A 26,827-nucleotide genomic window follows, 5' to 3' on the forward strand; every position below is an offset into this window, starting at 1 on the left:
ACTTTGCCTTCTATTATGTATAATCACCTAAGAAACTGTAACAAAGGTTGAGTATTTGTTTCATGATTTATTTTTTAGCTACTACTCATTAATCTCATTAGGGATTGATTTTTTGTTTGCGCTTAAGGAGATTATCATTTTATAAAAAACCAAAATTTTCACGACTGATATAATTTAGGACTTTAAGTAATCCATTAATTATATGTTGCTGATTTCCAGCATGATTGAATTTTTTTAGATGATTCTATTAGCATTACCTGATCTAAGATTTTTAGTTATACGGAATTAAATAGCAATACCAGTTAAAAATTCTATTTATAACTAGTAAATATTAATCTAGTATTATTTTACTAATAAAAATTATAACTAGATTTTGTAATGAATAAATAATAACTATATTTAACTTTCTTTTTTAAAATAATGTGATAAAAATGATGAGTTTAAGTAAAAAATTAAAATTAAATCAAGAAAGGGGGTAAAATATGAGGTAATTTATTCTGTATTGAATTAAATAATTTTTGGGTTCAGTCAAGAATTATTTGCCTAAGGAATATTTTAAAAGTTTATTTTTAATAAAAATTCAATTATTTGTTAAATATTTTACAATTATTAAAATTTTAAATATGTTTAAAAGTAGAATTATCCTACTGATGTTATTTGTTTTGCCAGTCTTTACGATTTTGGCGCAACAGCGTAGTATCACAGGAACAGTTACTGATGAAACGGGAGAGCCTATACCTTCTGTATTGGTGTTAATTAAAGGGTCTACTGCAGGAACAACTACTGATTTGGATGGTACATATAGTATTTCAGTTCCCGGAGAGGTTACCTTAATCTTTAATATGATTGGGTTTAATGGTCAGGAAATTAGTACTGAAGGAAAAAATACCATTGATGTAACTCTTCAAGAATCAAGTGTAGATTTAAATGAAGTGGTGGTAGTTGGTTTTAGTGAGGTTGAAAGACAGCATTTGGCTTCTTCTGTTGAGCAGCTTGACATGGATTTAGTAAAAAGCCGTCCTATTTTTAAATTGGAAGAAGCATTTAGTGGAACCATTCCTGGTGTTACACTTATGCAAGGTAATAACCTTCCCGGTAGTGTGCCTGGGTCTATATCAATCAGGGGTATTAGTACTTTACAAAATGCCGGTCCTTTGGTTATCATTGATGGAATGGAGCAATCTCTTACAGATATTGATCCGAATCAAGTTAAAAATATTACGGTATTAAAGGATGCAGCATCGGCTGCACTTTATGGTTCAAGAGGAGCGAATGGGGTGATTATTATCGAAACGGATCGGGGTACAACCGGTCAGTTTAAGGTAAACTTACATTCTTGGGGGGCACTTCATAATCCCATAGATTTACCGGATTTTGTGGGAGCTTCAGATTATATGAAACTCAACAATGAAGCAAGAGGGTATCAAGGCCAATCTCTATTGTTTTCTGATACAGACATAACAGCAGCAGAAAGTGGAAATTATACAAATGTCAACTGGCTTGATGAGATCATGCAACGTCAATCCTATTCCCACAATACTTCTGCCAGTATTTCAGGAGGAGGAGGAGTTGGTACCTTCAATTTAATGTTAGGCTATATTGATGAAAACGGGATGAATGAATTGGAAGGTTCCAATAAGTTTTCCGCTCGATTCAATACCAATATTAATATAGCAGATAAATTTGTCCTGCTTGCTGATTTTTATGCACATAGATTACAAGTTGACAGACTTCAAGCCAATAACGATGGTCATGGTCTTTATCAGCTTGCTTGGAGGATGAATCCTACCCAGCCCATATTCTATGAATCAGAATTAGAGAATAATTATATTCTTCATAATAATATCAATCCGCTTGCTTCAATTGAGCATGGAGGGTCCTGGAATGCTTTGCATGATAGAAGTACTATTAACCTTAGACCTAAGTATTTTATTAATAAAAACTTAAGTGTAGAGGGGAATGTATCTTATATGATAAATAAGTCTGCTAATAAGTACAAGAGGTTGACCTATAAGTTTTTTGATGGTGATGGCAAGCCTGTAAATATTTGGAGTAACTCAGTTGGTGCTAGTCAAGGAGTAAGCCAAAGCCAGGTTACTGCAAGAGCATTGATAAATTATGAAAAGGAACTTAGACAAGGTCAAGATAAGATTTACTTATTGGGTGGTGCGGAGATAATGAACAATACTTACACAGATTATAGAGAGTTTTCTAAATCTTCCTTTTTTACAAAATTAAATTATTCTTATGATAGTCGGTACTTAATAGAAGTAACAGCCAGAGGGGATGGTTCAAGTAAATTCGCACCTAACAATAGATGGGGATTCTTTCCATCCGGTGCTTTTGCGTGGAATGTTCACAATGAGTCATTTATGAATGGCTTAATAAGTTCTGGGGTTGTGAATAATTTAAAATTTAGGGCATCTTACGGGTTAATCGGTAATGAAAATGTCGACCCTTATTTGTGGCAGGAAGTAGTTAATACTTGGGGTTGGACCATGCGCGTACCGAACCCTGATTTTAGTTGGGAAAAACAAAGACAATCTAATTTTGGCTTGGACCTGACTACTTTTAATAATAAGCTAAATTTGACGGCTGAATACTATCATAAATTTTCTTATGACTTAATATACTCTGACTTTCCGGTCCCACCATTGACAGGTTCTTATTATTTAACTTCTTCTGTGAATATTGGTGAAGTAGAGAATAAAGGTTGGGAGTTTTCTGCTAATTATGCTGATAAGGTCGGAGAGGTAGATTATAGTATTGGTGGAATCTTCTTCGATAACCAAAACCGTGTGCTTAAAGCAGGTTATAATCGTTCGGATACCTTAATTTTTAAAAGTAATCAAGATAAAATTTGGTATGAAGGAATAGCAATAGATAACTATTTTGGTTACGAAAGTGACGGATACTTCCAGACTTGGGAGGAAGTAGACGGCACTGAAGCAAAATTACCCAATACTTATCCTGGTGATATTAAGTATAAGGATAAAAATGGTGATGGTGTTATTAATGATGAAGATAAAATTAATCTCGGAGATCCTTTTCCTCACTTAAACTATTCCATTAATTTCAATTTAAGATTCCGCCGTTGGGATTTTAACTTTCTCGGACAGGGAGTAGGTAAAAGGTTAGGTAGATTAAATGGGATGGAAGGTTATCCGGTTTTAATGGATGGTGTTAATAATAACCTTGGTGCTCCAAGAGAATATTACATGAATAACAGATGGACCCCGGAAACAACGGATAGCCGTTTCCCAAGGGTTTGGACAGGTTCTAGTCCGAATGCTTTACTTAGTGATGTTTGGCTTAGCAATGCAGCTTTCTTTAGGGTGAAAATGTTACAATTAGGCTATACTGTTCCCAAAATTGGACGCAATATCAACAGCGTAAGGATATATTTTAATGCTCAGGATGCAATTACTTTTACTAAGTGGGAAGGTTTAGAACCGGAAAGAGATGGAGGGAATGGTAATTATCCAAGGATGGCAACTTTTAGTTTGGGAGTTAAAGCCACTATAAATTAAGAAGGAAACCATGAGAAAAATACTAATAATATTCGCAATAATTGGACTTAGCCTAACAGGGTGTGTGGAATTTCTTGATAAAACGGATCCAACAGCAACCTCATTTGTAGAATTCTTTAATGATGAAGAAGATTTACGTAGGGTAGTTTATAGTAGTTATTTGGATGTTTTTACTCATCCAAGTTCTCATCAGACTCTATTTTACATGGAGGAAGGTAAATCTGATAATGCATACAGTAGAGTAGATGGGCATCATCACCAAAGAATAGCTAATGGAAACATCAATAGTACTACCTCAGCATTTCTTTTTTATTACGAGTTACAAATGAAGCATTTAGGTAGGCTAAATACTTTTGTAGAAAATGCAGATATACCCTATGTAGAGGATGAGGCTGTAAGAACGAAATATAAGGCCATTTTAGAAGCACTTCGAGTTTGGCATTATTTTAAGCTTACTTTCAGATGGGGTGATGTTCCTTTTCATTTACAGCCTGCTGATTTGGTAGATGCACTTCAGCCTACTACTCCTAAGGAAGAAATTTTGAACCAGCTTTTTCCTTTGGCTGATGACATTGCCTCACGTTTACCCGCCGATGAGTACACCTCAGACAAGTATATGTTCAATAAATATTCATTCAAGGCGTTGACCATGAGGTATGCATTGTATAATGGTCGTTATGAATTGGCTGCCCAATTAGCTAAAGAGATAATGGACAGTGAAAAATATGCATTGTATTCAAATTATGAAGAGCTTTTCCAGTATGAAGGGGCCTCAACAAACAATGAATTTATCATGCACTTTGATATGCAAAGCCATAACAATAGTGCTACCAATTCATTTCGAGATTTAGGTCCACATTATCGTACAGGGAATGGTCAATCGTATGTAGTACCATTAAAAGCATTGGTAGATTCATATTGGACCCTCCAAGGTAGGCCTATCTCAAATTGCCCCCTCCATACTGAAGAAGAGTATTTACTAGATCCTAACTTAAATAGAGATCCAAGATATGAATCAAGTATAATGGGGCATGGTGATACATTTTACGGTGAACCAATTGATATCTACAATACCAATAATCCAATGTTTTTTGAAAATCAGAGAGCAAGTAAGTCGGGGTTCTGGTTTAAGAAATTTGTCTCTGAAGCTGACGCATTTAGGTCTGGAGGGAATTTCGATTTTGGCTTGTTACGTTATGCTGAAGTGTTGTTAACTTATGCAGAAGCTAAAATCATGTTGAATGACATTGATGATTTAGCGTTGGAAAGCATCAATATGATTAGACAGAGGGCTGGTTTGGACATGACCATAGCCGATGTTACTGGTGCTGAATACAGTGATTTTAGTCAAGATGATTGGATCAACTTGATCAGAAATGAAAGAAGAATCGAATTTGCAGGAGAGGGACTCAGGTATGAGGATATAATTCGATGGGAAATAGCTGAAGAGGTATTAAATCAGCCTGCCTTGGGACATACGCGTATGGAAAATGGAGAAATGGTTTCTCTAAAGATTGAAGACCGTTCTTTCCAACCGCATAATTACCGTTGGCCCTTTCATGAAAACAGTTTAAGAGTAGAACCGGGATTAACTCAAAATCCAGGTTATTAGTAAATGATTTATTTCTTTGGTAATAAAAGGCCTACTTATTAAGTAGGCCTTTTTATTTGATAGCGATTTTAATTTGTAAATTATCGAATGATCTTTATGAGTTGATCAGCGGACTCTATCATAGGGTAATACCTATGCAATTAAATCTCTAACCTTCTAGCTACCTAAAAGTAAATTATGGAAATTTCTTATTCAGAAACACGGGAAATAGATGAAAAACAGATCGTAGCACTTTACCTAGCGAATAAGTGGACTGCTGCGGATAAACCCAAACAATTGAAAAAAGCACTCTTAAATTCCCATACATTGGTTTCAGCTTGGGAGGGAGAAAAACTAGTGGGCATTGGAAATGCAATTTCTGATGGTTACCTGGTCGTATATTATCCTCATTTATTGGTTCATCCGGACTATCAAAATAGAGGGATTGGGCAAAATATTATCGCAAACCTTAAAAAAAAATATATACACTTTCATATGCATATGTTAACAGCAGATGGGAACTCAGTTGGGTTTTATGAAAAATCCGGATTTAGGTTGGCAGGCGATACCCGAGCCATGTGGATTTATCAAGGAGAGGATCATTAAGAAATCAACTAATTTTGAGAGTGAAGAAGTCGATCATTTTTTAACCAAGGTTGGGGAAATGGAGTGGTTTGTCAAAATTTAAGTCCCATATCCCAATGCTGATTTTTTAGGTCATATTATTACCCTTGATGGTTTACCATTAGATTTATATTATTTAAAATATATTTTTTAATGTTAATTTTTTTTTATTTTTTTAAATTCTTGACTATAATTATGTCAACTTAAGGTGTTATTATCATCTTTTACCTTCTTTTTTATAAAAAGTCAAGATTTATTTGATGAATTATTCTTTAGTATTGGATTAAACTGAAATTTTATTTAATTTAATACAGTTGTTCTGATTAGCGAAATATGATTCAATAAATTATAGCAATTCGATATATTGTTCTAAAGGTTATATTTCTTCCATTATAAGTTTAAAATAAATTGATTCGATAGAATTAATTTATTTTTTAGGAATAGAAAATTAAAGAAATCAACCTTACCAATTGGTTTTAAATCCGCATTATACGTCGGATTTTATCATTCTTTTTTCAATTGTCCCTCGACCCAACTAATTTATGAAACTACCTCTCTAAATTATAACAGGGGATTTTCGATTCATAACTAAAATAAATTTATATGTAAAAAGCCTCAAAAAATAAAAAAGCCATCTTTTTAAGGATGGCTTTTAGTAAAAATATTAGATCTATGGGTAAGTTTCTCAGGTTCATCCATTTGATCTGATTTAATGCAGTTTATAAAACAACACTAAAGTTTGCAAAGCTATGAAAAAACGACTACTCAAGGGGTATTTGTCAATTAAAATATTGATATTCCTTATGGCTATTCAGCTGTTTTACCCCAACATCCATAAAGGGTATGCCAATACCATTTATGAAGAAAATCGAGCCCTTATTGAAACATTTGAAATAAATTCATTAGTAGAGATATTTAGGGTGGATGTTACCATTACCGGAACAGTTACGGATGAAAACGGAGAGCCTATTCCGGGAGCAACTATTTCTTTACCGGGTACCACTATTGGTACAGCAACTGATTTGGACGGGAAATATTCGTTAACCGTTCCGGAAGAATCTGAATTGGTTTTTTCATTTATTGGTTTTGAAAGCCAGCGGGTTATGATTGGTGACCGTTCTATTATTGATGTTACCTTAGTAGAAGCTACTTCTTCATTGGATGAAGTGGTTGTGGTAGGTTTTGGTACACAGAAAAGAGCCAATGTTACCGGAGCCGTAAGTACAGTTTCAGGGGAGGACCTTGCCAGACGGCCTGTGGTCAATACGGCTTCTGCGCTCCAAGGTACCACTCCGGGCTTAACCATTCAAAACAACGGTGGTGCTCCGGGTGATGAAAGTACCAGTATCAGAATTAGAGGGGTGGGGACTCTGAATAATTCCAATCCATTGATTCTAGTAGATGGGGTAGAACAGTCTCTTAGCACAGTAGAACCAACAAATATAGCATCTATTACGGTTTTAAAGGATGCTGCATCCTCAGCAATTTATGGGTCTAGAGCAGCTAATGGTGTGATTTTGGTAACTACCAAAAGAGGAGAAGAAGGGGAAGTGAAAATCAGTTATAATAACTTTGTAGGATGGCAAAACCCTAACTTTTTCCCGGAGCCTACAGATCCCGTTACATGGATGCGATTGGAAAATGAGGCTCAGGCGAATGTAGGGGCCAGCCCTACATACAGTGAAACCTATATAGAAAATGTGGCTGCAGGAACCAATCCCTTAGAGTACCCATTTGCAGATTATGAAGGAGGTATTTTTAATCCCAATGCATTCCAGCAAAGACACTCTGTTTCACTTTCCAGCGGGGGTAAATCTGGTAGGATTTTCGCCTCTGTAAATTATTCTGATACCGATGGGATATTACAGAACTTTAATAACAAGCAAGTAACCATGCGGATTAATTCTGACATGTATGCCAGTGATAAGCTCACCATTAAAACCAACTTGATGTATAGAAATAGAGGGTTTAGTGGTCCCGGATTTACAGGGCAGCGAATCACTCAGGCTTTATTGCATATCAATAGAAACATTGTGATGGAGTATCCTGATGGAACCTACGACCTGGTTTCCGGCCAATGGAATGCTCGAGCAATGGTTCAAGAGGGTGAAACAAGTAGGGTCAGTGACGATGTTTTTGGTCAGTTGGGTTTTGCCTACACCATCAATGAGGCATTGTCTCTTGAAGGAAACGTTACCCTAAATACAGAGTCAACCGATGGTTTTATTTTCCAAAACAGTTTGGCGGGAATGAGAAATTACGTAACAGGTGAACTGGTGAATGTAGGAGGTTGGTTTGCTACTTCCCAACTTACCGAAAGTCAAGATAATCAGCGAGAATTGAGTCAGCGATTGTATTTAAATTATGATCAAACCTTTGACAAACACAGTATTCAGGGTACTGCAGGCTATGAAGAAATATACAATCGATTTAAGCAAATAACAGCCTATAGGGATAATTTTTTCAGCAATGACCTGAGAGATATCAATGCAGGAGATGTTCAAAACCAAAGAACGGGAGGGTATTCTCAGGAATGGAGACTTCGGTCATTTTTTGGTAGAGCGAATTACAGTTTTGATGACAGGTACATGTTTCAAGCAAATGTTCGGTATGATGGATCGTCTAGATTCGGTGAAGGCAAACGTTGGGGGGTATTTCCTTCTTTTTCAGCCGGATGGAGAATTTCAGAAGAAGACTTTCTCAAAGATGGAAGCCTATTCAGCGATCTAAGGTTGAGAGGATCTTGGGGCCAATTGGGTAACCAAAGCATAGGTTTGTACAGGTACCTGAATACTTACAACTTGGGTACAGGCTATCAGTTCAATAATAACCTGGTACCCGGAACTGCCATCACCAGTGCGGGTAATCCGGACATTACCTGGGAAACCACCACCATGTCTAATATAGGTTTGGATATGGGATTTATGGATGATAGGATAGAAGTAATTGCCGAGTACTTTTACAAGTATACCGATGATATACTAATAGAATTGCCTATACCAAGAACCATAGGATATGACCCCCCTGTACAAAATGCAGCCGCTGTATCCAATAAGGGTTGGGAATTGGCAGTCAATTATCATGGTTCTCCGGCCTCAGAGAGTGGGTTTCAGTATTCTGTAGGCATTAATTTCTCGGATGTAGTCAATAAGATAGAAGATTTAAAAGGAACAGGACCATTTTTTCCAGACAAGTTTACTGTTTGGACAGAGGGTGAGTCCATTAATTCTTTAAGAGGATTAAAGTCCCCTGGAATATATAAAACCCAAGAAGATTTGGACAATTATCCGGCTACCATTTTCCCTACAGTCACCATAGGAGATATCATTTATGAAGACTTAAATGGTGATGGGGTTATTTCTCAATCCCTCTACCCCGCAGGAGACCAGTACATCATGGGCAATGAAGATCCTCGATATGAATTTGGTGTTCGTTTCAATGCCTCTTATAAAGGTTTTGACTTTTCTATGTTTTGGCAAGGAGTACTTCGTCAGCAACATTCTTTGGATGGCGCATTGATGGAAGGACCAAATTACACCAATTTTATTCCTGTGACCATGGCCAGAGAAGCCTATCATCCGGAAAGAAATCCTAATGGTACTTGGCCAATGGTAAGGTCCGGTAACTCCGCCAACTTAATGGAAGCAGATTTTTGGTTACAAAACACCAGTTATCTTAGGTTAAAGAATTTCCAATTGGGCTATACCATTCCTCAAAATGTAGTGGCCAATTTTAGGGTGTATGTATCGGGAGAAAACATGTTGACATTTACAGAGACAGAGCTCTTTGATCCGGAGACACCAAGAGGAAGAAGCCAATTCTTCCCGCACAGCAAACTTTTCAGTGGTGGAGTAAACGTCACCTTTTAATTTAAAATAGAAAAGCGATGAAATTATTAAATAAAACAATAAAATATATAGGGCTGGCTTATTTGGCTTTTAGTCTGTTTGGTTGTGATGAAGGTCTTGATCTGATCCCACCCGGACAGGTTTCGGAACTAATTTATTGGCAACAAGAAAAGGACGCTAATCTCGCAGTAAATGGGATTTATGCAGAATTGGACGGGCAGGCAATGGTCAAGGAACTTGATGCGGTCACTGATATTGGCTTTAGAGCTCCATCAGGTCCGGGTTCATTTCATGATGTGAGTATGGGAACATTTGATCCGGTTAATGCGGCAATTGGCTCCCAGTGGGACAGGTATTACCGTGGTGTACAGCGCGCCAATAATGTGTTGGCGAACATTGGCAGGATAGAGCAAGGAGATGAGGATTTACTCGCTCGTTACGAAGCAGAAGCCAGATTTTTGCGGGCTTTCTTCTATACCCAGCTAAGCAGTCTTTGGGGGGATGTTCCCTTAATTTTAGATCCCTTAGAAATTACAGACCATGTCGGAAGAACATCAAAATCTGAGGTAGTTGATTTTGTTATTGCCGAATTGGACCAAATTATTCAAGGAAATCAATTGCCACTGAGTTATTCTCAGGAGATAGGAAGAGCCACCCTTGGTGCAGCAATAGCATTAAAAGCCCGGGTAGCCTATAGAAATGAAAGGTATGCTGTGGCCCGAGACGCTGCCAAGGCAGTGATGGATTTAGGGATTTACGAGTTATACCCTGATTATGAGGCCCTGTTTCAATATGCCGGCCAAAATTCTTCGGAAGTAATTTTTGACCGACAATATGCTGTGGGAGGGGATACCTACAATGCCTTTTCTTATGCAGCTGCTTCGATTGGTGGAGGGTCTGTAGTAGAGCCTGTGCACAACCTGTTTTTGAAATACGGATATAAAGGACCTATGAATCCCGACGATCCTTTTGAAAACATCGATCCTCGCTGGGATTACACCACCTATTATACAGGCCAGCCCATAGGTACAAGTACCTTCAACTCCCTACCGGATAGTCCAACGGCTGATAGGGTGAGGTCCTCAGAGTTTTCTACCGTAAATGGATACAATTTGAAAAAATGGGTAGATTATGCAGCAGATGGTGGCAATCCCAATACCGGATCTATCAATATGATCTTGATTCGCTATGCAGATGTTTTGCTCATGTATGCAGAATCAAAAATTGAGTTGGGTGAAATTGATGATTCCGTTTATGATGCCATCAATGAGGTAAGGCAAAGACCAACTGTGGAAATGCCTGCCATCACTTCAGGTAAATCTCAAGAAGAATTAAGGGCTATTATTAGGGATGAAAGAGCTGTAGAGTTAGCCTTTGAAGGATTAAGGTTGTATGACATGAACAGATGGAAGATTGGTGAGGAAAAAGTAGGCACGGTGGAAGGGCTGTATTACCTCAATACTGCCAGTGGAGAATGGGAAACCATAACCAGTGGATTGACCAGAACTTTCAGAGCTGATCGAGATTATTTATGGCCTATCCCTCAAGTTGAAATGGAGATCAATGATAATATCACACAAAACCCTAACTATTAGAGAGCATCTGAATAGAACAAGTTGAATAATAGTGTAATAAAAAACCGCAAACGATTCGTTTGTGGTTTTTTATTTCTACCTATTATGAGAACACTAAAGAAGGAACTAAACAGTGACCAAATTCATGGAAAAATAACCGGAATCTTTCAAAATGTTCCCGAAGAATCAAAGTTTTAATCAAAACCAAAAGTTAGGTTAAGATTGTGAAACTTTGAATTGCCTTAACCCCGAATTATGAAATAAATTGTCTATTGCATATTTTGGGTTTAAAGGCCTACCTTAAGGTAATTGGGTAGCTTTTGCTTAATTTGCTTTCAAATTAGCGATTATGAAAATTATTAGTGGAGCCTCAATAGTTCCCTTTAGATTATTTGAGATGAAACCAGTTAGAAGCATCCTTTATTTTGCCTGTATCTTCCTTTCAGTTTTGGGCTGTAAGCAGAAGAACACTGATGTGGAGGCTGATAGCAGTGAAAAAACCAGTAATACTGCCATAATACCGGTTCCAAAGCTTGAAGATGACAGTTACGATTGGTGGGAGCGCCATAAAGATGTGCTTAGCACAAAGGATGCGCTTGATCCCGAAATTGTGCTTATTGGAAACTCTATAACCCATTTTTGGGGAGGTAGTTTTCCTCCCTTAAAAAATGCTGACGGTACATCAAGAGTGGCAAATGGACCACATTCGTGGGAGGCAACTTTTCAAAACCGCCGTGTCCTCAATTTAGGCTTTGGATGGGATAGAACTCAAAATGTACTTTGGCGCCTAAATAACGGGGAGATGGATGGGCTAGCCCCAAAGTTGGTGGTTATCCATATCGGAACCAACAATACCAGTGAAACCAACAATGCCCGCAAAAACACAGCTGCTGAAATTTTTGAGGGGATTGTTGCTATTTACAATAGTGTTCGGTCTAAAACACCAAAGGCAAAAATTGTATTGATGGAAATTATGCCACGTGAAGAAATGCCGGATAATTCACGTAGGTTATTAATCAATGAAACAAACCAATTACTGAAGCAATTTGCCAAAGATAAAGGGGTAACATTGCTGGATATTTCTTCTAAAATGCTGACCTCAGATGGCATCCTTACCAAAGAGTTTACCCTTGATTTTTGTCATCCAAATGAGGCCGGTTATCAAATTTGGGGTGAAGCACTACAACCATATATTGATGGTTTTATTGAGTAAAATAGGGAAGCATTTTTAGCAAAGTAATTGGAAAATGTCATTGGACTTACAAAAGAACTAGCATATGGGAATTGGAAAATCACTACTACCTAGAGCTGTGCGCAAGCATAAAAAATAAATACAATAATGGTTTAAAATCCCAGTCCTCTACAAATAGACAACCTAACCACATTAAAGAAAATAGCAGCCCGTATGAAAATTAAGATTTCCGTAATATTGTTTTTATTAAGTTTAGCGTCTTGCTCAAAACAGAGTGATTTTCAGTTGGTTTCGCCGAATGGGGAGCTTAAGGTAATTATTTCAAATCTTAATAATTCCAGCGCTTTTACTGTAATTGATGGTACTGATACCATTCTTAGGTCCTCCAATTTAGGTCTAAAAATAAACGGTTTAAGCCTTACAGAAAATGTAATGTTTAGGGACTTTAAAAAGACTGAAGTAGATGAAACCTGGGAAACAATAATAGGAAAACAAAGGACTGTAAATAACCATTACAATGCGTACAAATGGCAAGTTGCTACCACCGGGCAATCACCTCAATTTTATGAAATTGTATTTAGGCTCTATGACAAAGGCTTTGCCTATCGGTATGAATTCCCATCTGAAGCCATTCAAGACAGTATAAAAATTGATCAGGAATTAACCGGCTTAAATTTCAGGAATGACTTTACCTATTGGGCATACAATGGTGAAAAGCACAATGTTGGCCCAATTAATAGCGCTGAAAAAAATGCAGGAGAGGTTAAAATTCCTATGGTAATGCAATTCAATGACGATAGTTTTATGGCCATACATGAAGCTGAAATCACTGAATTTGCTCCTTTTACTATAGCTACTTCCACCAAGGATCAATCACTTGAATTCAATATTAATTATTCTAAACGGGACAAACCTTTTAAGACCTCTTGGAGGGCTTTTATGTTGGGAGAAAAGGCAGGAGATTTAGTTGAATCAGATTTGCTAGTGAATTTAAATGAACCTATTAAAATTTCGGACCCTTCTTGGATAAAGGGGGGCAAGTCTTTGTGGGATTGGCGTGTTTTGGGATTTAGGACGGACGATGGTTTTGAATACCAGCTAAATACTGAATCGCATAAGAGAATGATTGATTTCGCTAGTGCAAATAATATTCAGTACTTACTAATTGATGCAGATTGGTATGGTGATGAGTTTAGTGAAAGTTCTGACCCTACGACCACTCGAGATGGGGTTGATATCGAAGAATGTATGCGATATGCTACTGCAAATAATATTGGAATTATCCTTTATTTAAATGACGTAGGTGCTAAAAAGTTTGGTTTGGAGAGGGTTTTGAAGCAATTTTCAGAATGGGGAGCCATTGGGGTTAAATACGGCTTTATGCAAGGGGGGCTCGAAGAGAAGGTTAAGCATACCAGAGCCATTGTCGAGCTTTGTGCCAAGTATAAATTGATGGTAAATTTTCATGATAATCCAATTCCCCCAAGTGGAGATAGAAGAACGTGGCCCAACCTAATTACCAAAGAATTTGGTCATGCACAGGGAGATGCCAAATATTCCCATTATCCTGAAACATCAGTTAATCAGGTTTTAATTAATCAGATTGCCGGTCCCTTGGATTTTACAAATGGATGGTTTGACCTCGATGCTGCACATATAGGAAGGCCGAAGGTCTTTGAGGAAATCCCCGGTACCGTGGTAGCGGAAGTAGCTAAGCTAATAACCATTTATTCCGGATGGATGGTATTGCCTGATAGTCCTGAAGCCTATTTGGAAAAAGAAGATTTGTTTGATTGTATTCGGAAAATGCCGGCGCAATTTGATAGTTTTAAAGTGCTAGATGCAGGGTTGGACAATTATGTTAGTGTTGCCAGAAAAGCAGGGGAAGATTGGTTTGTAGGCTCATTGACCAATAGAGAAGCACGCTCCATAACATTGGATTTAAGTTTTTTGTCGGAGAAAGAAAAATACGAAGCAATACTTTATGAGGATGCAGAGAATTCTGATTATCTGTCCAATAAAGAATCCTATACCATCCGCAGCATGCCTGTTAATGCCAACACCAAACTTGTTGTCCGAATGAGCAATGGCGGTGGGCATGTAATGTATATAAAAAAAATATCGAATAAAGAAGAGTAACAAATTGGGGAAATATCGATTTCGGTGGACACAAATACTTCCAAATCCATTAAATTAGTATTTTAGCAGCAATGAAAAGGAGCTTCGGAGAAAATTCTTTTTATGCGGTTCATTTCCTTCAGCAACGCCCGATCTATAGTGAAAATCGAAAAACTACACCACATCGCAATAATTTGTTCTGACTACAGAAAATCTAAAATGTTTTACACAGATATTTTAGGCTTTACTATAGACAAAGAGATTTACAGAGAAGAACGACAATCCTATAAACTTGACCTTTCCTTAAACGGGCATTATTTAATCGAGTTATTTTCGTTTCCAAACCCACCATTAAGACCCTCAAGGCCTGAAGCAAGAGGTTTGAGACATATTGCTTTTGGGGTAAGAGATCTGACAGCAACCATTGCCTATTTGGAAGCCAAAGACATACCCGTAGAAGAGGTACGAGTAGATGAATTTACCAACAAGCAATTTACTTTTATTGCCGATCCGGACAATTTGCCAATCGAATTTTACGAATTATGATAAATATTGGGGAGTACATTGACGGGTTTAATTTAATTTTTCCTCAAAGCATAAACAAAGCGCCTTGGGAGTTTATCAATGACTTGGAAAACACAATTAATGAACGAATATCCAACTTGTCATCTGAATATAGGATTGAAAACAATATTGCAATACATAAAACGGCAACCATAGAACAAGGTGTGATTTTGAAAGGTAGCGTAATCATTTCAGAAAATTGCTTCATAGGAGCAAACGCCTACTTTAGAGGGCCAATTTATTTAGGTAAATCTGTTAAAATCGGTCCGGGTTCAGAAATCAAACAATCTATTATTTTAGACAACTCAGCAATAGCCCACTTCAACTATATTGGAAACAGTATCATAGGCAAAAACATTAACTTTGAAGCTGGTTCAATTTGTGCCAACCACCTTAATGAAAGACAAAATAAAACGATTTTCATTAAGTATAATGGACAGTTAATTGATACAAAAACAGAAAAATTTGGGTCATTGGTAGGTGACAATTCCAAAATTGGTGCCAATGCAGTATTGTCTCCAGGCTCAATTTTAGGAGTAAACAGTATTGTTAAAAGACTCGAATTAATTGAACAAATTAGATAAAAAGAAAAGGGGCAAGACTTCTTTTTCTTCTATAAATAGTGAATTCCCGAAATAACAGCCGATGAAAATAATCTCAACGAATATTGGAACACCAAAGACATTCCTTTGGAAAGGCAAAGAAGAAACTACTGGCATCTATAAAAAGCCTACGAATAAACCGCTTTATTTAACGAAAAACGATGTTTTAGGCAATGAGGTCTCCAATCGATTGAATCATGGAGGTTATTATAAAGCCTGTTATTTGTTTTCTGCTGAACAATACCCGTATTGGAAGGATTTGTACCCGGATCTTGACTGGTCTTGGGGCATGTTTGGGGAAAACCTTTCCGTAAGTGGGTTTGATGAAAGAGAGGTGTTTTTGGGAGCCATTTATAAGGTAGGGGATGCCTTGGTCCAGATTTCCCAGTACAGAGAACCCTGTTTTAAATTGGGACATAAATTTGGAACCCAAAAAGTGTTGAAGCAATTTATTGAACATGGTTTTGGAGGTACTTATGTAAGCATTCTAGAAGAAGGATATGTTGACATTGGTGACGAATTTATCTTGGTAGAACGGCCTGAAATCAGTTTAACCGTATCAGCCTTATTTCAATTGGTATTCGCAAAAGAAAAGAACCAAGAAATGCTGAAAATTGCAGCCAAAAGCAAAGCAATTCCACCTAAAAAGAGAATATTATTTAGTAATTATATTAAATAGTAGTGAGAATAATGCCTAAATAATGGAAATATTTTTAATGGTGTGAATATTCTATTTTTAGCTTCAGTCTAGGAATTTCAAGTACAATAAGCTTTTACTTAAATGGTAGATTTAAACAGATTAAAACAAATTTATAAGTTTGGTAAGGAGCTTAGTTTAAAGGATATTCAGGTTTTATTAAAGGCTGCAAAAAATAGTTCTTTTAATAAGAAAGAACTTCTCATAAATGAAGGCTCAAAAAGGAATGATGTTTTCTATATTAAAAGTGGTTTGGTTCGTTGTTTTAACATCAATGACAAAGGAGAAGAAATTACCTTAAAATTAATCCCGGAACATCAGGTTGTTGCGAATGTAGACTTGATTTTGTTTAGCCAATCCTCCAGATTTTTTTATGAAGCATTGGAAAATACAGAGGTGTTTTTTATTGATTATGATGTACTGCAGGATTTGGTTTCAAGGCATCCGAAATTAGAGACCAATAGAAAGTATGTGCTTCAGCGTTTATTAAAAGAGTCCATGGAGAGGGTTGAGTCTTTCGTCTTGCTAACGCCAGAAGAAAGGTACCTAAGGTTTGTAAAAGACTACCCGGGAATTACCAATAGGGTTCAGGATAAATACATTGCCAATGTTCTTGGCATTACTCCCGTTTCACTCAGCAGGATTAGAAAAAGGATAGCTACCAAAAACTAAACCTACGATTTTATAAATTATCTTTTGTTAACGCCTTTAGCCTGAGGGCTGTTATAGATTTGTGTCATTGTTAAACTTAAAAACCAATATCATGACACTTTCAAAATCAATTGTTGCAGCCATTGTCATTCTATCCTTGATTTCTTGTACAAATGAGGAGGATATGGAAATCAAAAATGAAGTCTCTGAAGAGGAAGCTGTAGAGCTAATAGAAAGCTCCCTGCAAAAAAGTACTGGAGGTCTAAATAAAATGACTAGCACCTTTTCTGAAGAATTGACTACAAATATCACCTTAAATGAGCTTTGCGGCACCTTATACGACACCTCCTTCAATTATAATTATAACGAGGCTCCTATACTAGCAGATTATGCAATAGATTGGTCCTATATGATGGCTTGCAATGGTTTTAATGTACCGCAAATGGTGGATTTTGAGGCCGGTTCAGTCGGCAGTTATTCAACATCAAGAATTAATTCCAGTGATGTTACGAATACTGCCATAGCCATTTCAGGATTACAGCCATCAGCTTCTTCGCTCTTGTTTAATGGTTTTTTTAATAGGGAAGGAACCCAAAGCATCACCACAAACCTAAAAACAAGAAGCTTATCGAGTAAATTTAATGTTGATTTGGCTGATGTACTGATCGATAAATCAAATTACAGCATATCCTCTGGTGGAGGAACATTTGTTCTATCAGGATTAAGTCAAAACATTCCCTTTTCTTTTAATGGTAGCATTGTTTTTAATGGAAATGGCAGTGTTACATTAACAGTAAATGAGAATGATTATGAAATCAATATAAACGAATAAAACCATGGAAGGATTAAGCATTCACTATTATACTCCTATAGCGAGCAATATTATTCGCTACTTTATGGTTGCAGGTACGGCTTTTGTGATTTTCTATAAGCTTTATCCCAATAGATTTTTTAAGAGCAAAATTCAGTTGGGCCTTGCTAAAAATAAAGATTTCGTCCGGGAAATTTTGCATTCCGTGCAATCGAGTTTTGTGATTGGTCTGGTGATAGCTTTGTTTTTATTTACCCCACTCCGTGATTATGTAGCGATTTACAATAATTTTTATGAATACCATTTTGTGTGGATACCATTAAGCATACTATTAGCCTTAATACTACATGACAGCTATTTTTATTGGATGCACAGGTTTGTCCACCATCCTAAATTGTTCAAGAGCATACATTTAACCCACCATAAGTCTACAAACCCTTCTCCATGGACTTCCTTTTCTTTTCATATTTATGAAGCTATTACCGAAGCCATGGCTGTTCCTTTAATTTTGTGCTTGATTCCCATGCATCCTTTGTCATTGATTCTTTTTGGTTTATTGTCCTTTTGTATCAATGTTTATGGGCATTTAGGATATGAAATTGCACCAAAATGGTTCAGGAATTCTCTTTTATTTGAAGTTCTTATTAGCTCAACTTACCATAATCTTCATCATGCAAAACCTAAGGGGAATTATGGTTTGTATTTTAGGTTTTGGGACAGGTTATTAAAGACGGAAAATCCAAATTATAGGATAAATTATGATCGGATACAAAAAAGAAGGTTTGGCCAATAGTAGGATAGAAGCCTGCAGCATAAAAGGCGGCAGGTTTCTTTTGTTTTGTTGCTAGACTCAATTTTCATACAGCTTGATTTTAAAGTAAAATTATTCCTTGCCTTATGGAAACGTTGTTTTTTATTATTCAAGCATTTCTTACCAGTAAAGTAGTTGACATCAACTAAAATGGTCATTTTTTCAATAATTCAGAGGAGGGTGGTTTATTATAGTGGGGTCAAAATAAAATTCTTTTAAATTATTATTTACAAATATTTACTTGTTATATTAGAAATAATTATAGAATTAAAATCTATTGGTGGGCGCTTTTCCCCTACCTATCCAGAAATCCACTGATTCAACTAAACAGTGGATTAGCCCTAACAAATTTCAGTTTGATTAGCCTGCAATTATTATCAGAACACTAAAATTTACATTATGGAAGAATTAAAAAAACGCAATGCTTTCTACATTGGAGGCCTTGTTGCCATACTTTTGGCCAGTTATTTTTCATGGACAATGTTCTTTCTATTCCTAAGCCTTATTTTATACCCAATAGGGGTTATTCTTGTTTTGCTTTCAAAAAAGAAATGGTGGATAAAATTGGTGACGATTTTATTGCCGCTAACTTTTACGTTACCAACGGGGCCAATGATTATAAATTTCTTTGAAGGTTTATTTTCCTAATCAAAAAAAGTCCCCGGCTCTTAAAACCAAGGACGTTAGTTCTTTTTTTAAACTTTTAATTGTTTACTAAGGCGGGTTCTTCATTGTTGCTAAGAAATACTACAATTAAAATGGAGGCAATAAACATGATCAAACTGTATATCACTACAGGAATAACCATGGCCGAATTTTGTAAAAGTGTAGCAGCTATCATGATTCCCAAAGTGCCATTTTGAATGCCAGACTCGATGCTTATGGAAACCTGCTGCTTCAGTGGCAATCCAAACCCTTTGGCAATTAACCAGGCCAAACCAAAAGTAAGTATGTTGAGGATAACTGTTACCGGACCTGCCTCGGCAAAAAAGCCTAAAATATTGTCCTTTTCTTTGAAAATTGCCCCACCAACGATCACCACAAAGAATACAATGGAAGCGATGCGAACTGTTTTATCCGCTTTCTGTGAAAGTGCAGGAAATTTATGTTTTAAAAACATGCCGATGGCAACCGGTATAATGGTTACTCCGGTGATCTGGATTATGGTCTGCAAAACCGGTAAAGCAACGGTCCCTTCTTCACCAAAATAAATGATAGCGTAATTGATGTACAAAGGAATAGTGACAATGGTGATTACGGAACTCAAGGCGGTTAGACTGATAGAAAGTGCAGTGTCTCCCTTACATAGATGAGTGATCATATTGGAAGTGGGCCCTCCCGGGCAACTTGCAATAATCATTATGCCGACGGCCATCGACCCTTCCAGACCAAAGGCTAGAATGAGTAGAAAACCTAAAACCGGCAACATGATAAGTTGGCAAAAAAGCCCTAAACTGATGGCTTTGGGAGAAATGAAGATGTTTTTAAAATCCTTTATACTGAGGGTAAGTCCCATGCCGAGCATGATAAAGGCAAGGGCCAGGGGTAAAAATACTGCAGTAAATACATTACTTTCCATAATTGTTATTTTGGGTTGTAGATATAATAATACTAAAAATTAATCAATTAGGCCATATGTACAGAGATTGTATGGTTTTATAGTGTTTGTCCGCCATTTCTTCAATATCAATACCTAAATGACTTTTATTCACTTTAAGCACTTTTTCTCGCATGTCTTTGGGGAGTTTTTCATAACCATGGAAAGCCCCTAAAATTGCTCCTGCTATGGCTGCTGTGGTATCATTGTCTCGTCCGTAATTGGTTAGAAAAATAAGGGTTTCTGCAAATTTAAAATCATTGAACAGCATGGCTGTCAATACTTGTAAGTGAATCTCGGCAGCATGGAAAGGCATGTCTTGTTGGTTTTGATCGAGTAATTCATAAGCCCGTTGGATGGAAGCATTGGGGATTTTGTTCTCTTTTGGTAATTTCTCGTCTACCAGAGTACTGTCTTTGGCTTCGGCTACAATGGCTCTGGCCAATTCCAACACCCGGTAGCTACTTCGGCCTACCAATCGACTGGAAAAATAACCTTCAGGATCAACTTCCCTCAAAACGTCCAAAACCTTATTTTGATCCCCATGTGCTGTCATCGCCGCAGCTGTCATCGCTGCGGAAAGTGAGCCAATGTCCTTGGCAAGACCTAAATCAAAGATGCTCAGTTCAAATGCCTTTTTGTAGGCCTCCTCCGCTCTTCCGGGATACATTAACCCTATTGCTTGTGAATATAGTAATCCGGCACAAACCATTTCTCCGCCATAAAATTTCCCTAATGCATTATGGTATGCCTCTAAATTGTTTTCCCTATAGGCAAGAGATACTTTATACCATTCTTGCAACCACAAAACTTTCAGATTTATCCTTTCCAATGCCGAGGTTTGTTCAGGTTTTAAGGCTTTCAAACCACTAAAATAGGCTTCATAAACCTGAATGATATGTTTTGCAAATGAATCTGCCTCCAGAGTGTTGCCCTCATTTTTTGCCAAATAATCTACCATCAGGGATTTCCACCTGGTGTCATCAGTGGTGCCTCCTCCGGGAAGGTTGGCCAGCCAAATTCCTTCGGGTGAAACTTCCCGAACCATGGAATCCAGTCCATTTACCCAACCATAAGTATGTTGAATATCTTCTCTCGGCCACATTTCTGTAGGAGCACCCATTGCATCTCCTATTGCACTGCCCACCAAAAGTCCTTTTATTTTATCGGATAGCTCAGTTTGGCTTAGCGGGGATACTGGTGGTAATGCCTCTACTTCAGGCTTTTTTCTTTGCTCACAGGAAAGGATTAAGAGGCCAAAGAAAATTAAAAAAATCAAATTAAATTTTTTCATTCATGATCAAATTTATGGCATAGTTGGTTAATTCTTCTTTCTCGGCCAAAGATAATGACAGGGGAAGTTGTGCCAACCCAAATAGCCGCCGTAATATTTCCACTCCTGTATAAGAAGCCATTAATTCATTTTCCAAGGGATAGTCTTGAATTACCTTTTGAATTGATTCATCGGGTACCCTTGCCATTTTGAGATGGGCCAACATTACACCTAAATCAAATTCAGGATCTCCCAAAAATGCAAATTCAGTATCTATGACTTTCAAACCGCTGTCCGTTGAAAACCAACTTCCCGGGTAGAAATCACCATGGATAAGGGCTTTTCCTTTGCTTAAATACTTTTCACCCAAATGATTTATTTTGGCTTTTAGAGTAGAATGTTTTTTCACCCTTTCAGACAAGGCTTGTAAGCCATATTGAACATCATCTAAGTTAAAACCATTATCCGGCTGGAAAGGTAAAATAAAAATGTGTTGGTGATTTAATTTTCTCATTTCCATGTTGTCAGGAAATTCAAGAACAGGGAGTTGATGCAATTTCTTCAGGTAACTGAGCAATAAATCTAATACATTTTCTCCAAGGATTGATTTGGATTGATACACACCTAAGTAATCGCCGCCATTGTTCAGATGCTCCAATACTAAAAGCCAGCCTTCTTTATCGTAGCCCAGCACTTTGGGGGAAAAACAAGCCAGTAAATTATCGGGGCTGATAATTTTATAGTATTTGTATTCAATTTCTATTCTGCTCTGTGGAGCAGGAACTTGCGGATATTTGGCTACAAAAGGCCTGGATTGCTTCAAGACAATTGACCTTTTATTAGTCTTTATTGTCAGGGTGACATTCATATTTCCTTCGCCGGCCTTGAATGAATCGGTCACTTCTTCATTGGAAGAAAGAATTCCAAGATTTTTCAAGTAGTCAATTTGGGTGGAATCAAGAGGCGCTTCGATTAACATTACATTTGTTTTTTCAGAAAATTACCTTGTATTTTCTTAAATAGAAACCAAAATTGGAATAAAGGTTATTTTCCTTAAATAAAAACTATCCCCTGAGTTCTTTTCTAGCTTTAACTGTTTTATTTTTGGGCCATGAGTAAAACAACCATAGACAATCCACATTTGAGCCAATTAGCGCGTGAATTGGATGGGGAACTGCATTACGATAGTTTGATGAGGACATTGTATGCCACTGATGCCTCAGTGTATAGGGCCCTGCCAACGGCCGTGGCCTTACCGAAAAGCAATACTGATATCAAAAAACTGATTGATTTTGCCAATTCCAATAACCTCTCATTGATTCCAAGGACTGCAGGAACCTCCTTGGCCGGACAATGTGTAGGGGATGGAATAGTGGTGGATGTTTCGAAGTATCTCAACAAAATCATTGAGTTCAATAAGGAAGAAGGATGGGTAAGGGTGCAACCCGGTGTTGTTAGAAACGAATTAAATAATTACCTCAAAGAATACGGATATTTCTTTAGCCCAATTACCAGTACAGCCACCCGTGCAATGGTGGGTGGTATGGTGGGAAACAATAGCTGTGGCACCACCTCCATTGTCTATGGAAGTACTAGGGAGCATGTGCTTGAACTTAAGGTTTTGTTAAGTGATGGAAGCGAAGCTGTTTTCAAATCTATGACAACGGATGAGTTTGAACTTAAGTGTAAGGAAGAGAGTCTTGAGGGAGAATTATATCGCCATGTTCGAGAAGAATTAAGCCAACCGGAAATACAAAATAACATTAGGGACAATTTCCCTAAATCAACAATCCATAGAAGAAATACGGGTTATGCCTTGGATTACTTATTGGAGTCGCAGATTTTTTCTGATAAAGATGCACCGTTTGACTTCTGTAAATTATTATGTGGCTCTGAAGGTACCTTGGCAATAACTACCGAGATTAAAATTCATCTTGACCCACTGCCTGACCCTTATGATATTGTGGTTGCCGCCCATTTTACGAGCATTCATGACAGCATGAAAGCTGCTCAGGTGGCCATGAATGAAAAGCCGACAGCTGTAGAGTTGATGGATAAAAAGATCTTGGATTGCACCAAAGAGAATGTAGAACAGAGCAAAAACAGGGATTTTGTTGAAGGTGACCCTATGGCCATTTTAATGGTGGAGTTTAGAGGGAAAACCATTGAAGAAGCAAATGCTCAAGGCGCCGCATTTATAGATGCCTTAAAAAAGGTAGAGCTGGGGTATGCTTATCCAATCATTGGCCCTGATAGAACCAGCAGTGCGTGGAACTTAAGAAGTGCCGGTTTGGGCTTATTGGCAAATATTCCTGGGGATAAAAAGGCGGTAGCCTGTATTGAGGATACAGCAGTGGATATTGATGACTTGGCAGATTATATTGATGAATTTGCAGAGTTGATTGCTGAATTTGGTCAACAGTCTGTTTATTACGCCCATGCAGGTGCAGGGGAAATACACTTAAGACCCATTCTTGACCTAAAAAAGTCTAAAGATGTCGATGAATTTTATAAGATAAGTGAAGCCAGTGCCAAACTGGTGAAAAAATACAATGGTTCACTTAGTGGCGAACATGGAGACGGGAGGTTGAGGGCTGCATTTATTCCATTAATGGTTGGTCAAGAAAACTATGACCTTTTTAAGCGAGTAAAAGCCAAATGGGATCCCAAAGGAATTTTCAATCCGGGGAAAATTGTAGATGCGCCACCGATGAACTCTTCTCTTAGGTATGAGCCTGATTTGCCTAAGCTAGAACACAAAACGAAATTTGACTTTAGTCAGGTAGGAGGGATACTTCCGATGGCTGAGAAATGCAATGGCTCCGGGGATTGTAGAAAACTCCCTAATTCCGGTGGAGGTACCATGTGTCCCAGTTATCAGGCCACCCGTTATGAAAAAGATACTACCAGAGGAAGGGCCAATACATTGCGCGAGTTTTTGACCAAAAGTGAAAAGGAAAATCCTTTTGACCATCCGGAAATAAAGGAAGTCATGGATCTTTGCCTTTCTTGTAAAGGTTGTACTTCTGAATGTCCTTCCAATGTGGACATGGCCACATTGAAGGCAGAATTTCAATACCAATATTTTAAATCTAACCCTGTCCCTTTGCGTTCCAAAGCCTTTACGCATATCAATTCATTGAATGAAATGGGTAGTATGGTACCGGGAATAGCTAATTTCTTTCTGAGCAACGGGCTTACCGGGGGCTTAATGAAAAATATTCTTGGGGTAGCTCCGGAAAGACATTTGCCTGCTTTGAGTGCTCAATCCCTTCGTAAATGGTACAAGAGAAATTATTCAAAATTGACGGGTAAACCGATTATTAAATCTGTTTATTTTTTCTGTGATGAATTTACCAACCACAATGATACTGCTACAGGAATTAAAGCCATAAAATTGCTAAGACATTTAGGTTATGAAGTGCAGATGGTAGATCATGTGGAAAGTGGGAGAGGAGCCATGTCTAAGGGCTTGCTTGACCATGCACAAAAAATGGCGAACAAAAATGTTGAAATTTTCTCAGCTATTGTAAAGGCAGAAAGTCCTTTGTTAGGTGTGGAGCCATCAGCCATTCTAAGCTTTAGGGATGAATATCCCAGACTGGTAAGTCCTGAATACAAAGAGAGAGCCAAATCTTTAAAATTCCATTGTGAACTAGTGGATGAGTTTTTGGCCAAGGAAGCTTTGGCTGGAAATATAGATTCAGGGAGTTTTACCAAAGAACCTAGGAAAATAAAATTACATGGTCACTGTCACCAAAAGGCTTTGTCATCGGTCAATTATTCTAAGAAAATTCTAGAATTGCCGGAAAATTATGAAGTGGCAGTAATTCCATCCGGTTGTTGTGGAATGGCCGGTTCTTTTGGGTATGAAAAGGAGCATTATAAGCTAAGTATGCAGATTGGGGAAATGGTGCTATTCCCTGCAGTAAGGGAGGCAGGCAGTGAAGATTTGATTGCTGCACCCGGTACAAGCTGTAGGCATCAGATTGCCGATGGAACCGGCAAAAAAGCAAATCACCCGGTTGAAATTCTATTTGATGCCGCAGGGTTAAGAGATTGATACTAAATTATTTATAGCCGAACATTTTTATGTTCGGCTATTTTTTAGTGAATTTACAGGCCTATCAAATTAAGAGGATGGGATGAAGGCTTTTATTTTTTTGGTTAATAGGGCTTATCCTTTTAGAGGTGCTTTTTCAATTATTTAAGGAGAGTAACAATCCTGTTTTTAAATTCGCTTAAGTCAAAGTTTCTGCTGTATAAATACGCTATTGCTTCTTAGGGCTTTAGGAAGAATTATGCATATTTAATTAAGGTTTAAGCCCAAAAGCAATATTTATTTATTTCCATAAGCTGGTCTGTATTTTTTATGGATAGATTCCCCTTTAAGTACTGATAGTATTTTGTATTATTAATAGATTTTATTGGCTGATACCAAATAGCCTTTACTAATACCATTGTCATAATACCCCTTGTATGAAAATTATTTTTTGGCTATAATTGAAAACAATATTATTCAAATCCCAAAATGAACCCTTTAAGAAGAAACACTCCCTCCATGGAACCCAATTATTATTGGGACCTACTAATGCAGGGCCACCGTTCAGGATTGGAGGGTCTCTATAGATTATTTGCTGCCACACTTTTTAGCTATGGCCAAGCCCTTACCAAAAATGAAGACTTCCTACAGGATTGCATCCAAGAAGTTTTTATTGATTTATGGAAATATCACCAATCTTTGGGAAAGGCCGATCATGTGAAGGCCTATCTTTTAAGGGCACTTTCTCACAAGATATACAAAGAAAATCGCAATAAAATAAAAAAAAACTCAGTCAATTGGAATGATTCGTTGGACAATTCATTTGCTATTGAATCCATTGAAAGTGAGTTGATTAGTGTCCAACAGGAACGTGGCTTACAAATTAAACTAGCTGAAGGATTGGACAGGTTACCAACGAGACAGAAGGAGGTAATCAACCTCCTTTTTTTTGAGCAGTTGTCTTATCAAGAAGTTTCAAAATTTATGGGAATTAATCTCCGATCAGTGTATACCCTCGCCTGGAAAGCAATAGGCAACCTAAAGAAATACATTGTGTCCCTATTTTTCAATACCGCTCTAGCAATTATTTTTCAAGTTTTCTGAATAAAGAAATCCTATTCGAATAGCTGTTTTGACTCTTTTTTGGAACTATATATAAGGTCTTATCCAAGTCAAATTGTTCGGAGTGTTTTAGAAAAAAAATTAACTCAATATTTTATTAAAAATTATAATTAAATAATCGCCTATGTAAATAAATTTCAAATTTTATAACATAATAATATTTTATCTAACCCAAAATTA

19 protein-coding genes are annotated in these 26,827 nt (G+C 37.3%); 16 read left to right on the forward strand and 3 right to left on the reverse strand.

Going from position 1 to position 26,827, the window contains the following annotated elements; all coding sequences use genetic code 11:
* Positions 1-623 precede the first annotated feature (623 nt).
* From Q4534_RS16270 to Q4534_RS16335, 14 genes are all read left to right on the forward strand, one after another.
* Positions 624-3,530: a SusC/RagA family TonB-linked outer membrane protein gene (locus Q4534_RS16270; protein ID WP_303614204.1), complete on the forward strand. Its 2,907-nt coding sequence runs from the start codon at positions 624-626 to the stop codon at positions 3,528-3,530.
* A gap of 10 nt (positions 3,531-3,540) precedes the next feature.
* The gene (locus Q4534_RS16275; protein ID WP_303614205.1) at positions 3,541-5,142 is read left to right on the forward strand and encodes a RagB/SusD family nutrient uptake outer membrane protein; all 1,602 of its coding nucleotides are present in this window, start codon (positions 3,541-3,543) and stop codon (positions 5,140-5,142) included.
* A gap of 177 nt (positions 5,143-5,319) precedes the next feature.
* Positions 5,320-5,727, forward strand: a complete 408-nt coding sequence (locus Q4534_RS16280; protein WP_303614206.1) for a GNAT family N-acetyltransferase — start codon at positions 5,320-5,322, stop codon at positions 5,725-5,727.
* Positions 5,728-6,494: 767 nt separating this feature from the next.
* Complete coding sequence (locus Q4534_RS16285; protein WP_303614207.1) at positions 6,495-9,614, forward strand: TonB-dependent receptor; 3,120 nt, start codon at positions 6,495-6,497, stop codon at positions 9,612-9,614.
* A 17-nt stretch (positions 9,615-9,631) separates the two neighbouring features.
* Positions 9,632-11,188, forward strand: a complete 1,557-nt coding sequence (locus tag Q4534_RS16290) for a RagB/SusD family nutrient uptake outer membrane protein (protein ID WP_303614208.1) — start codon at positions 9,632-9,634, stop codon at positions 11,186-11,188.
* Positions 11,189-11,516: 328 nt separating this feature from the next.
* Entirely contained in the window at positions 11,517-12,380 is an 864-nt protein-coding gene (locus tag Q4534_RS16295) for a GDSL-type esterase/lipase family protein (protein WP_303614209.1), read from the forward strand.
* 192 nt (positions 12,381-12,572) lie between these two features.
* Positions 12,573-14,498 carry a glycoside hydrolase family 97 protein gene (locus tag Q4534_RS16300; RefSeq protein ID WP_303614210.1) on the forward strand — a complete coding sequence of 642 codons (1,926 nt, stop codon included), beginning with the start codon at positions 12,573-12,575 and terminating at the stop codon, positions 14,496-14,498.
* A 102-nt stretch (positions 14,499-14,600) separates the two neighbouring features.
* The gene (locus tag Q4534_RS16305) at positions 14,601-15,023 is read left to right on the forward strand and encodes a VOC family protein (RefSeq protein WP_303614211.1); all 423 of its coding nucleotides are present in this window, start codon (positions 14,601-14,603) and stop codon (positions 15,021-15,023) included.
* Entirely contained in the window at positions 15,020-15,625 is a 606-nt protein-coding gene (locus Q4534_RS16310) for a DapH/DapD/GlmU-related protein (RefSeq protein WP_303614212.1), read from the forward strand. Before Q4534_RS16305 ends, Q4534_RS16310 begins: the two co-directional genes overlap by 4 nt.
* Before the next feature lie 61 nt (positions 15,626-15,686).
* Positions 15,687-16,322, forward strand: coding sequence for an MOSC domain-containing protein (locus tag Q4534_RS16315; protein ID WP_303614213.1), 636 nt, complete (start codon positions 15,687-15,689; stop codon positions 16,320-16,322).
* A gap of 102 nt (positions 16,323-16,424) precedes the next feature.
* Positions 16,425-17,012 (forward strand): Crp/Fnr family transcriptional regulator, encoded by a 588-nt coding sequence (locus Q4534_RS16320; protein ID WP_303614214.1) that lies wholly within the window; start codon positions 16,425-16,427, stop codon positions 17,010-17,012.
* A 91-nt stretch (positions 17,013-17,103) separates the two neighbouring features.
* Positions 17,104-17,823: a hypothetical protein gene (locus tag Q4534_RS16325; RefSeq protein ID WP_303614215.1), complete on the forward strand. Its 720-nt coding sequence runs from the start codon at positions 17,104-17,106 to the stop codon at positions 17,821-17,823.
* A 4-nt stretch (positions 17,824-17,827) separates the two neighbouring features.
* The gene (locus Q4534_RS16330; protein WP_303614216.1) at positions 17,828-18,595 is read left to right on the forward strand and encodes a sterol desaturase family protein; all 768 of its coding nucleotides are present in this window, start codon (positions 17,828-17,830) and stop codon (positions 18,593-18,595) included.
* 417 nt (positions 18,596-19,012) lie between these two features.
* A complete protein-coding gene (locus Q4534_RS16335; RefSeq protein ID WP_303614217.1) occupies positions 19,013-19,261 on the forward strand; it encodes a hypothetical protein in 249 nt (82 codons plus the stop codon).
* Between the two features lie 55 nt (positions 19,262-19,316).
* Here Q4534_RS16335 and Q4534_RS16340 read toward each other — a convergent pair whose 3' ends face one another.
* Genes Q4534_RS16340 through Q4534_RS16350 form a run of 3 tightly spaced genes read right to left on the reverse strand, consistent with a single transcriptional unit; the run spans position 19,317 to position 22,462 of the window.
* Positions 19,317-20,192, reverse strand: a complete 876-nt coding sequence (locus Q4534_RS16340) for a bile acid:sodium symporter family protein (protein ID WP_303614218.1) — start codon at positions 20,190-20,192, stop codon at positions 19,317-19,319.
* A 43-nt stretch (positions 20,193-20,235) separates the two neighbouring features.
* The gene (locus Q4534_RS16345; RefSeq protein ID WP_303614219.1) at positions 20,236-21,504 is read right to left on the reverse strand and encodes an ADP-ribosylglycohydrolase family protein; all 1,269 of its coding nucleotides are present in this window, start codon (positions 21,502-21,504) and stop codon (positions 20,236-20,238) included.
* Positions 21,491-22,462, reverse strand: a complete 972-nt coding sequence (locus Q4534_RS16350) for a phosphotransferase (protein WP_303614220.1) — start codon at positions 22,460-22,462, stop codon at positions 21,491-21,493. Before Q4534_RS16350 ends, Q4534_RS16345 begins: the two co-directional genes overlap by 14 nt.
* Before the next feature lie 132 nt (positions 22,463-22,594).
* On the opposite strand from Q4534_RS16350, the gene Q4534_RS16355 reads away from it, so the two are divergent.
* The gene (locus Q4534_RS16355) at positions 22,595-25,546 is read left to right on the forward strand and encodes an FAD-binding and (Fe-S)-binding domain-containing protein (protein ID WP_303614221.1); all 2,952 of its coding nucleotides are present in this window, start codon (positions 22,595-22,597) and stop codon (positions 25,544-25,546) included.
* A gap of 468 nt (positions 25,547-26,014) precedes the next feature.
* Positions 26,015-26,629, forward strand: coding sequence for an RNA polymerase sigma factor (locus tag Q4534_RS16360; protein ID WP_303614222.1), 615 nt, complete (start codon positions 26,015-26,017; stop codon positions 26,627-26,629).
* The last annotated feature ends 198 nt before the right edge of the window (positions 26,630-26,827 follow it).

The sequence above is a fragment of the Cyclobacterium sp. 1_MG-2023 genome (assembly GCF_030546805.1).
GTDB lineage: Bacteria > Bacteroidota > Bacteroidia > Cytophagales > Cyclobacteriaceae > Cyclobacterium.

Coding starts and splice junctions, on each gene's coding strand:
- Q4534_RS16340 (WP_303614218.1), bottom strand. CDS start 20,192: ATGGAAAGTAATGTATTTACTGCAGTATTTTTACCCCTGGCCCTTGCC.
- Q4534_RS16275 (WP_303614205.1), top strand. CDS start 3,541: ATGAGAAAAATACTAATAATATTCGCAATAATTGGACTTAGCCTAACA.
- Q4534_RS16305 (WP_303614211.1), top strand. CDS start 14,601: ATGCGGTTCATTTCCTTCAGCAACGCCCGATCTATAGTGAAAATCGAA.
- Q4534_RS16335 (WP_303614217.1), top strand. CDS start 19,013: ATGGAAGAATTAAAAAAACGCAATGCTTTCTACATTGGAGGCCTTGTT.
- Q4534_RS16325 (WP_303614215.1), top strand. CDS start 17,104: ATGACACTTTCAAAATCAATTGTTGCAGCCATTGTCATTCTATCCTTG.
- Q4534_RS16295 (WP_303614209.1), top strand. CDS start 11,517: ATGAAAATTATTAGTGGAGCCTCAATAGTTCCCTTTAGATTATTTGAG.
- Q4534_RS16355 (WP_303614221.1), top strand. CDS start 22,595: ATGAGTAAAACAACCATAGACAATCCACATTTGAGCCAATTAGCGCGT.
- Q4534_RS16315 (WP_303614213.1), top strand. CDS start 15,687: ATGAAAATAATCTCAACGAATATTGGAACACCAAAGACATTCCTTTGG.
- Q4534_RS16310 (WP_303614212.1), top strand. CDS start 15,020: ATGATAAATATTGGGGAGTACATTGACGGGTTTAATTTAATTTTTCCT.
- Q4534_RS16270 (WP_303614204.1), top strand. CDS start 624: ATGTTTAAAAGTAGAATTATCCTACTGATGTTATTTGTTTTGCCAGTC.
- Q4534_RS16300 (WP_303614210.1), top strand. CDS start 12,573: ATGAAAATTAAGATTTCCGTAATATTGTTTTTATTAAGTTTAGCGTCT.
- Q4534_RS16285 (WP_303614207.1), top strand. CDS start 6,495: ATGAAAAAACGACTACTCAAGGGGTATTTGTCAATTAAAATATTGATA.
- Q4534_RS16345 (WP_303614219.1), bottom strand. CDS start 21,504: ATGAAAAAATTTAATTTGATTTTTTTAATTTTCTTTGGCCTCTTAATC.
- Q4534_RS16350 (WP_303614220.1), bottom strand. CDS start 22,462: ATGTTAATCGAAGCGCCTCTTGATTCCACCCAAATTGACTACTTGAAA.
- Q4534_RS16290 (WP_303614208.1), top strand. CDS start 9,632: ATGAAATTATTAAATAAAACAATAAAATATATAGGGCTGGCTTATTTG.
- Q4534_RS16360 (WP_303614222.1), top strand. CDS start 26,015: ATGAACCCTTTAAGAAGAAACACTCCCTCCATGGAACCCAATTATTAT.
- Q4534_RS16280 (WP_303614206.1), top strand. CDS start 5,320: ATGGAAATTTCTTATTCAGAAACACGGGAAATAGATGAAAAACAGATC.
- Q4534_RS16320 (WP_303614214.1), top strand. CDS start 16,425: ATGGTAGATTTAAACAGATTAAAACAAATTTATAAGTTTGGTAAGGAG.
- Q4534_RS16330 (WP_303614216.1), top strand. CDS start 17,828: ATGGAAGGATTAAGCATTCACTATTATACTCCTATAGCGAGCAATATT.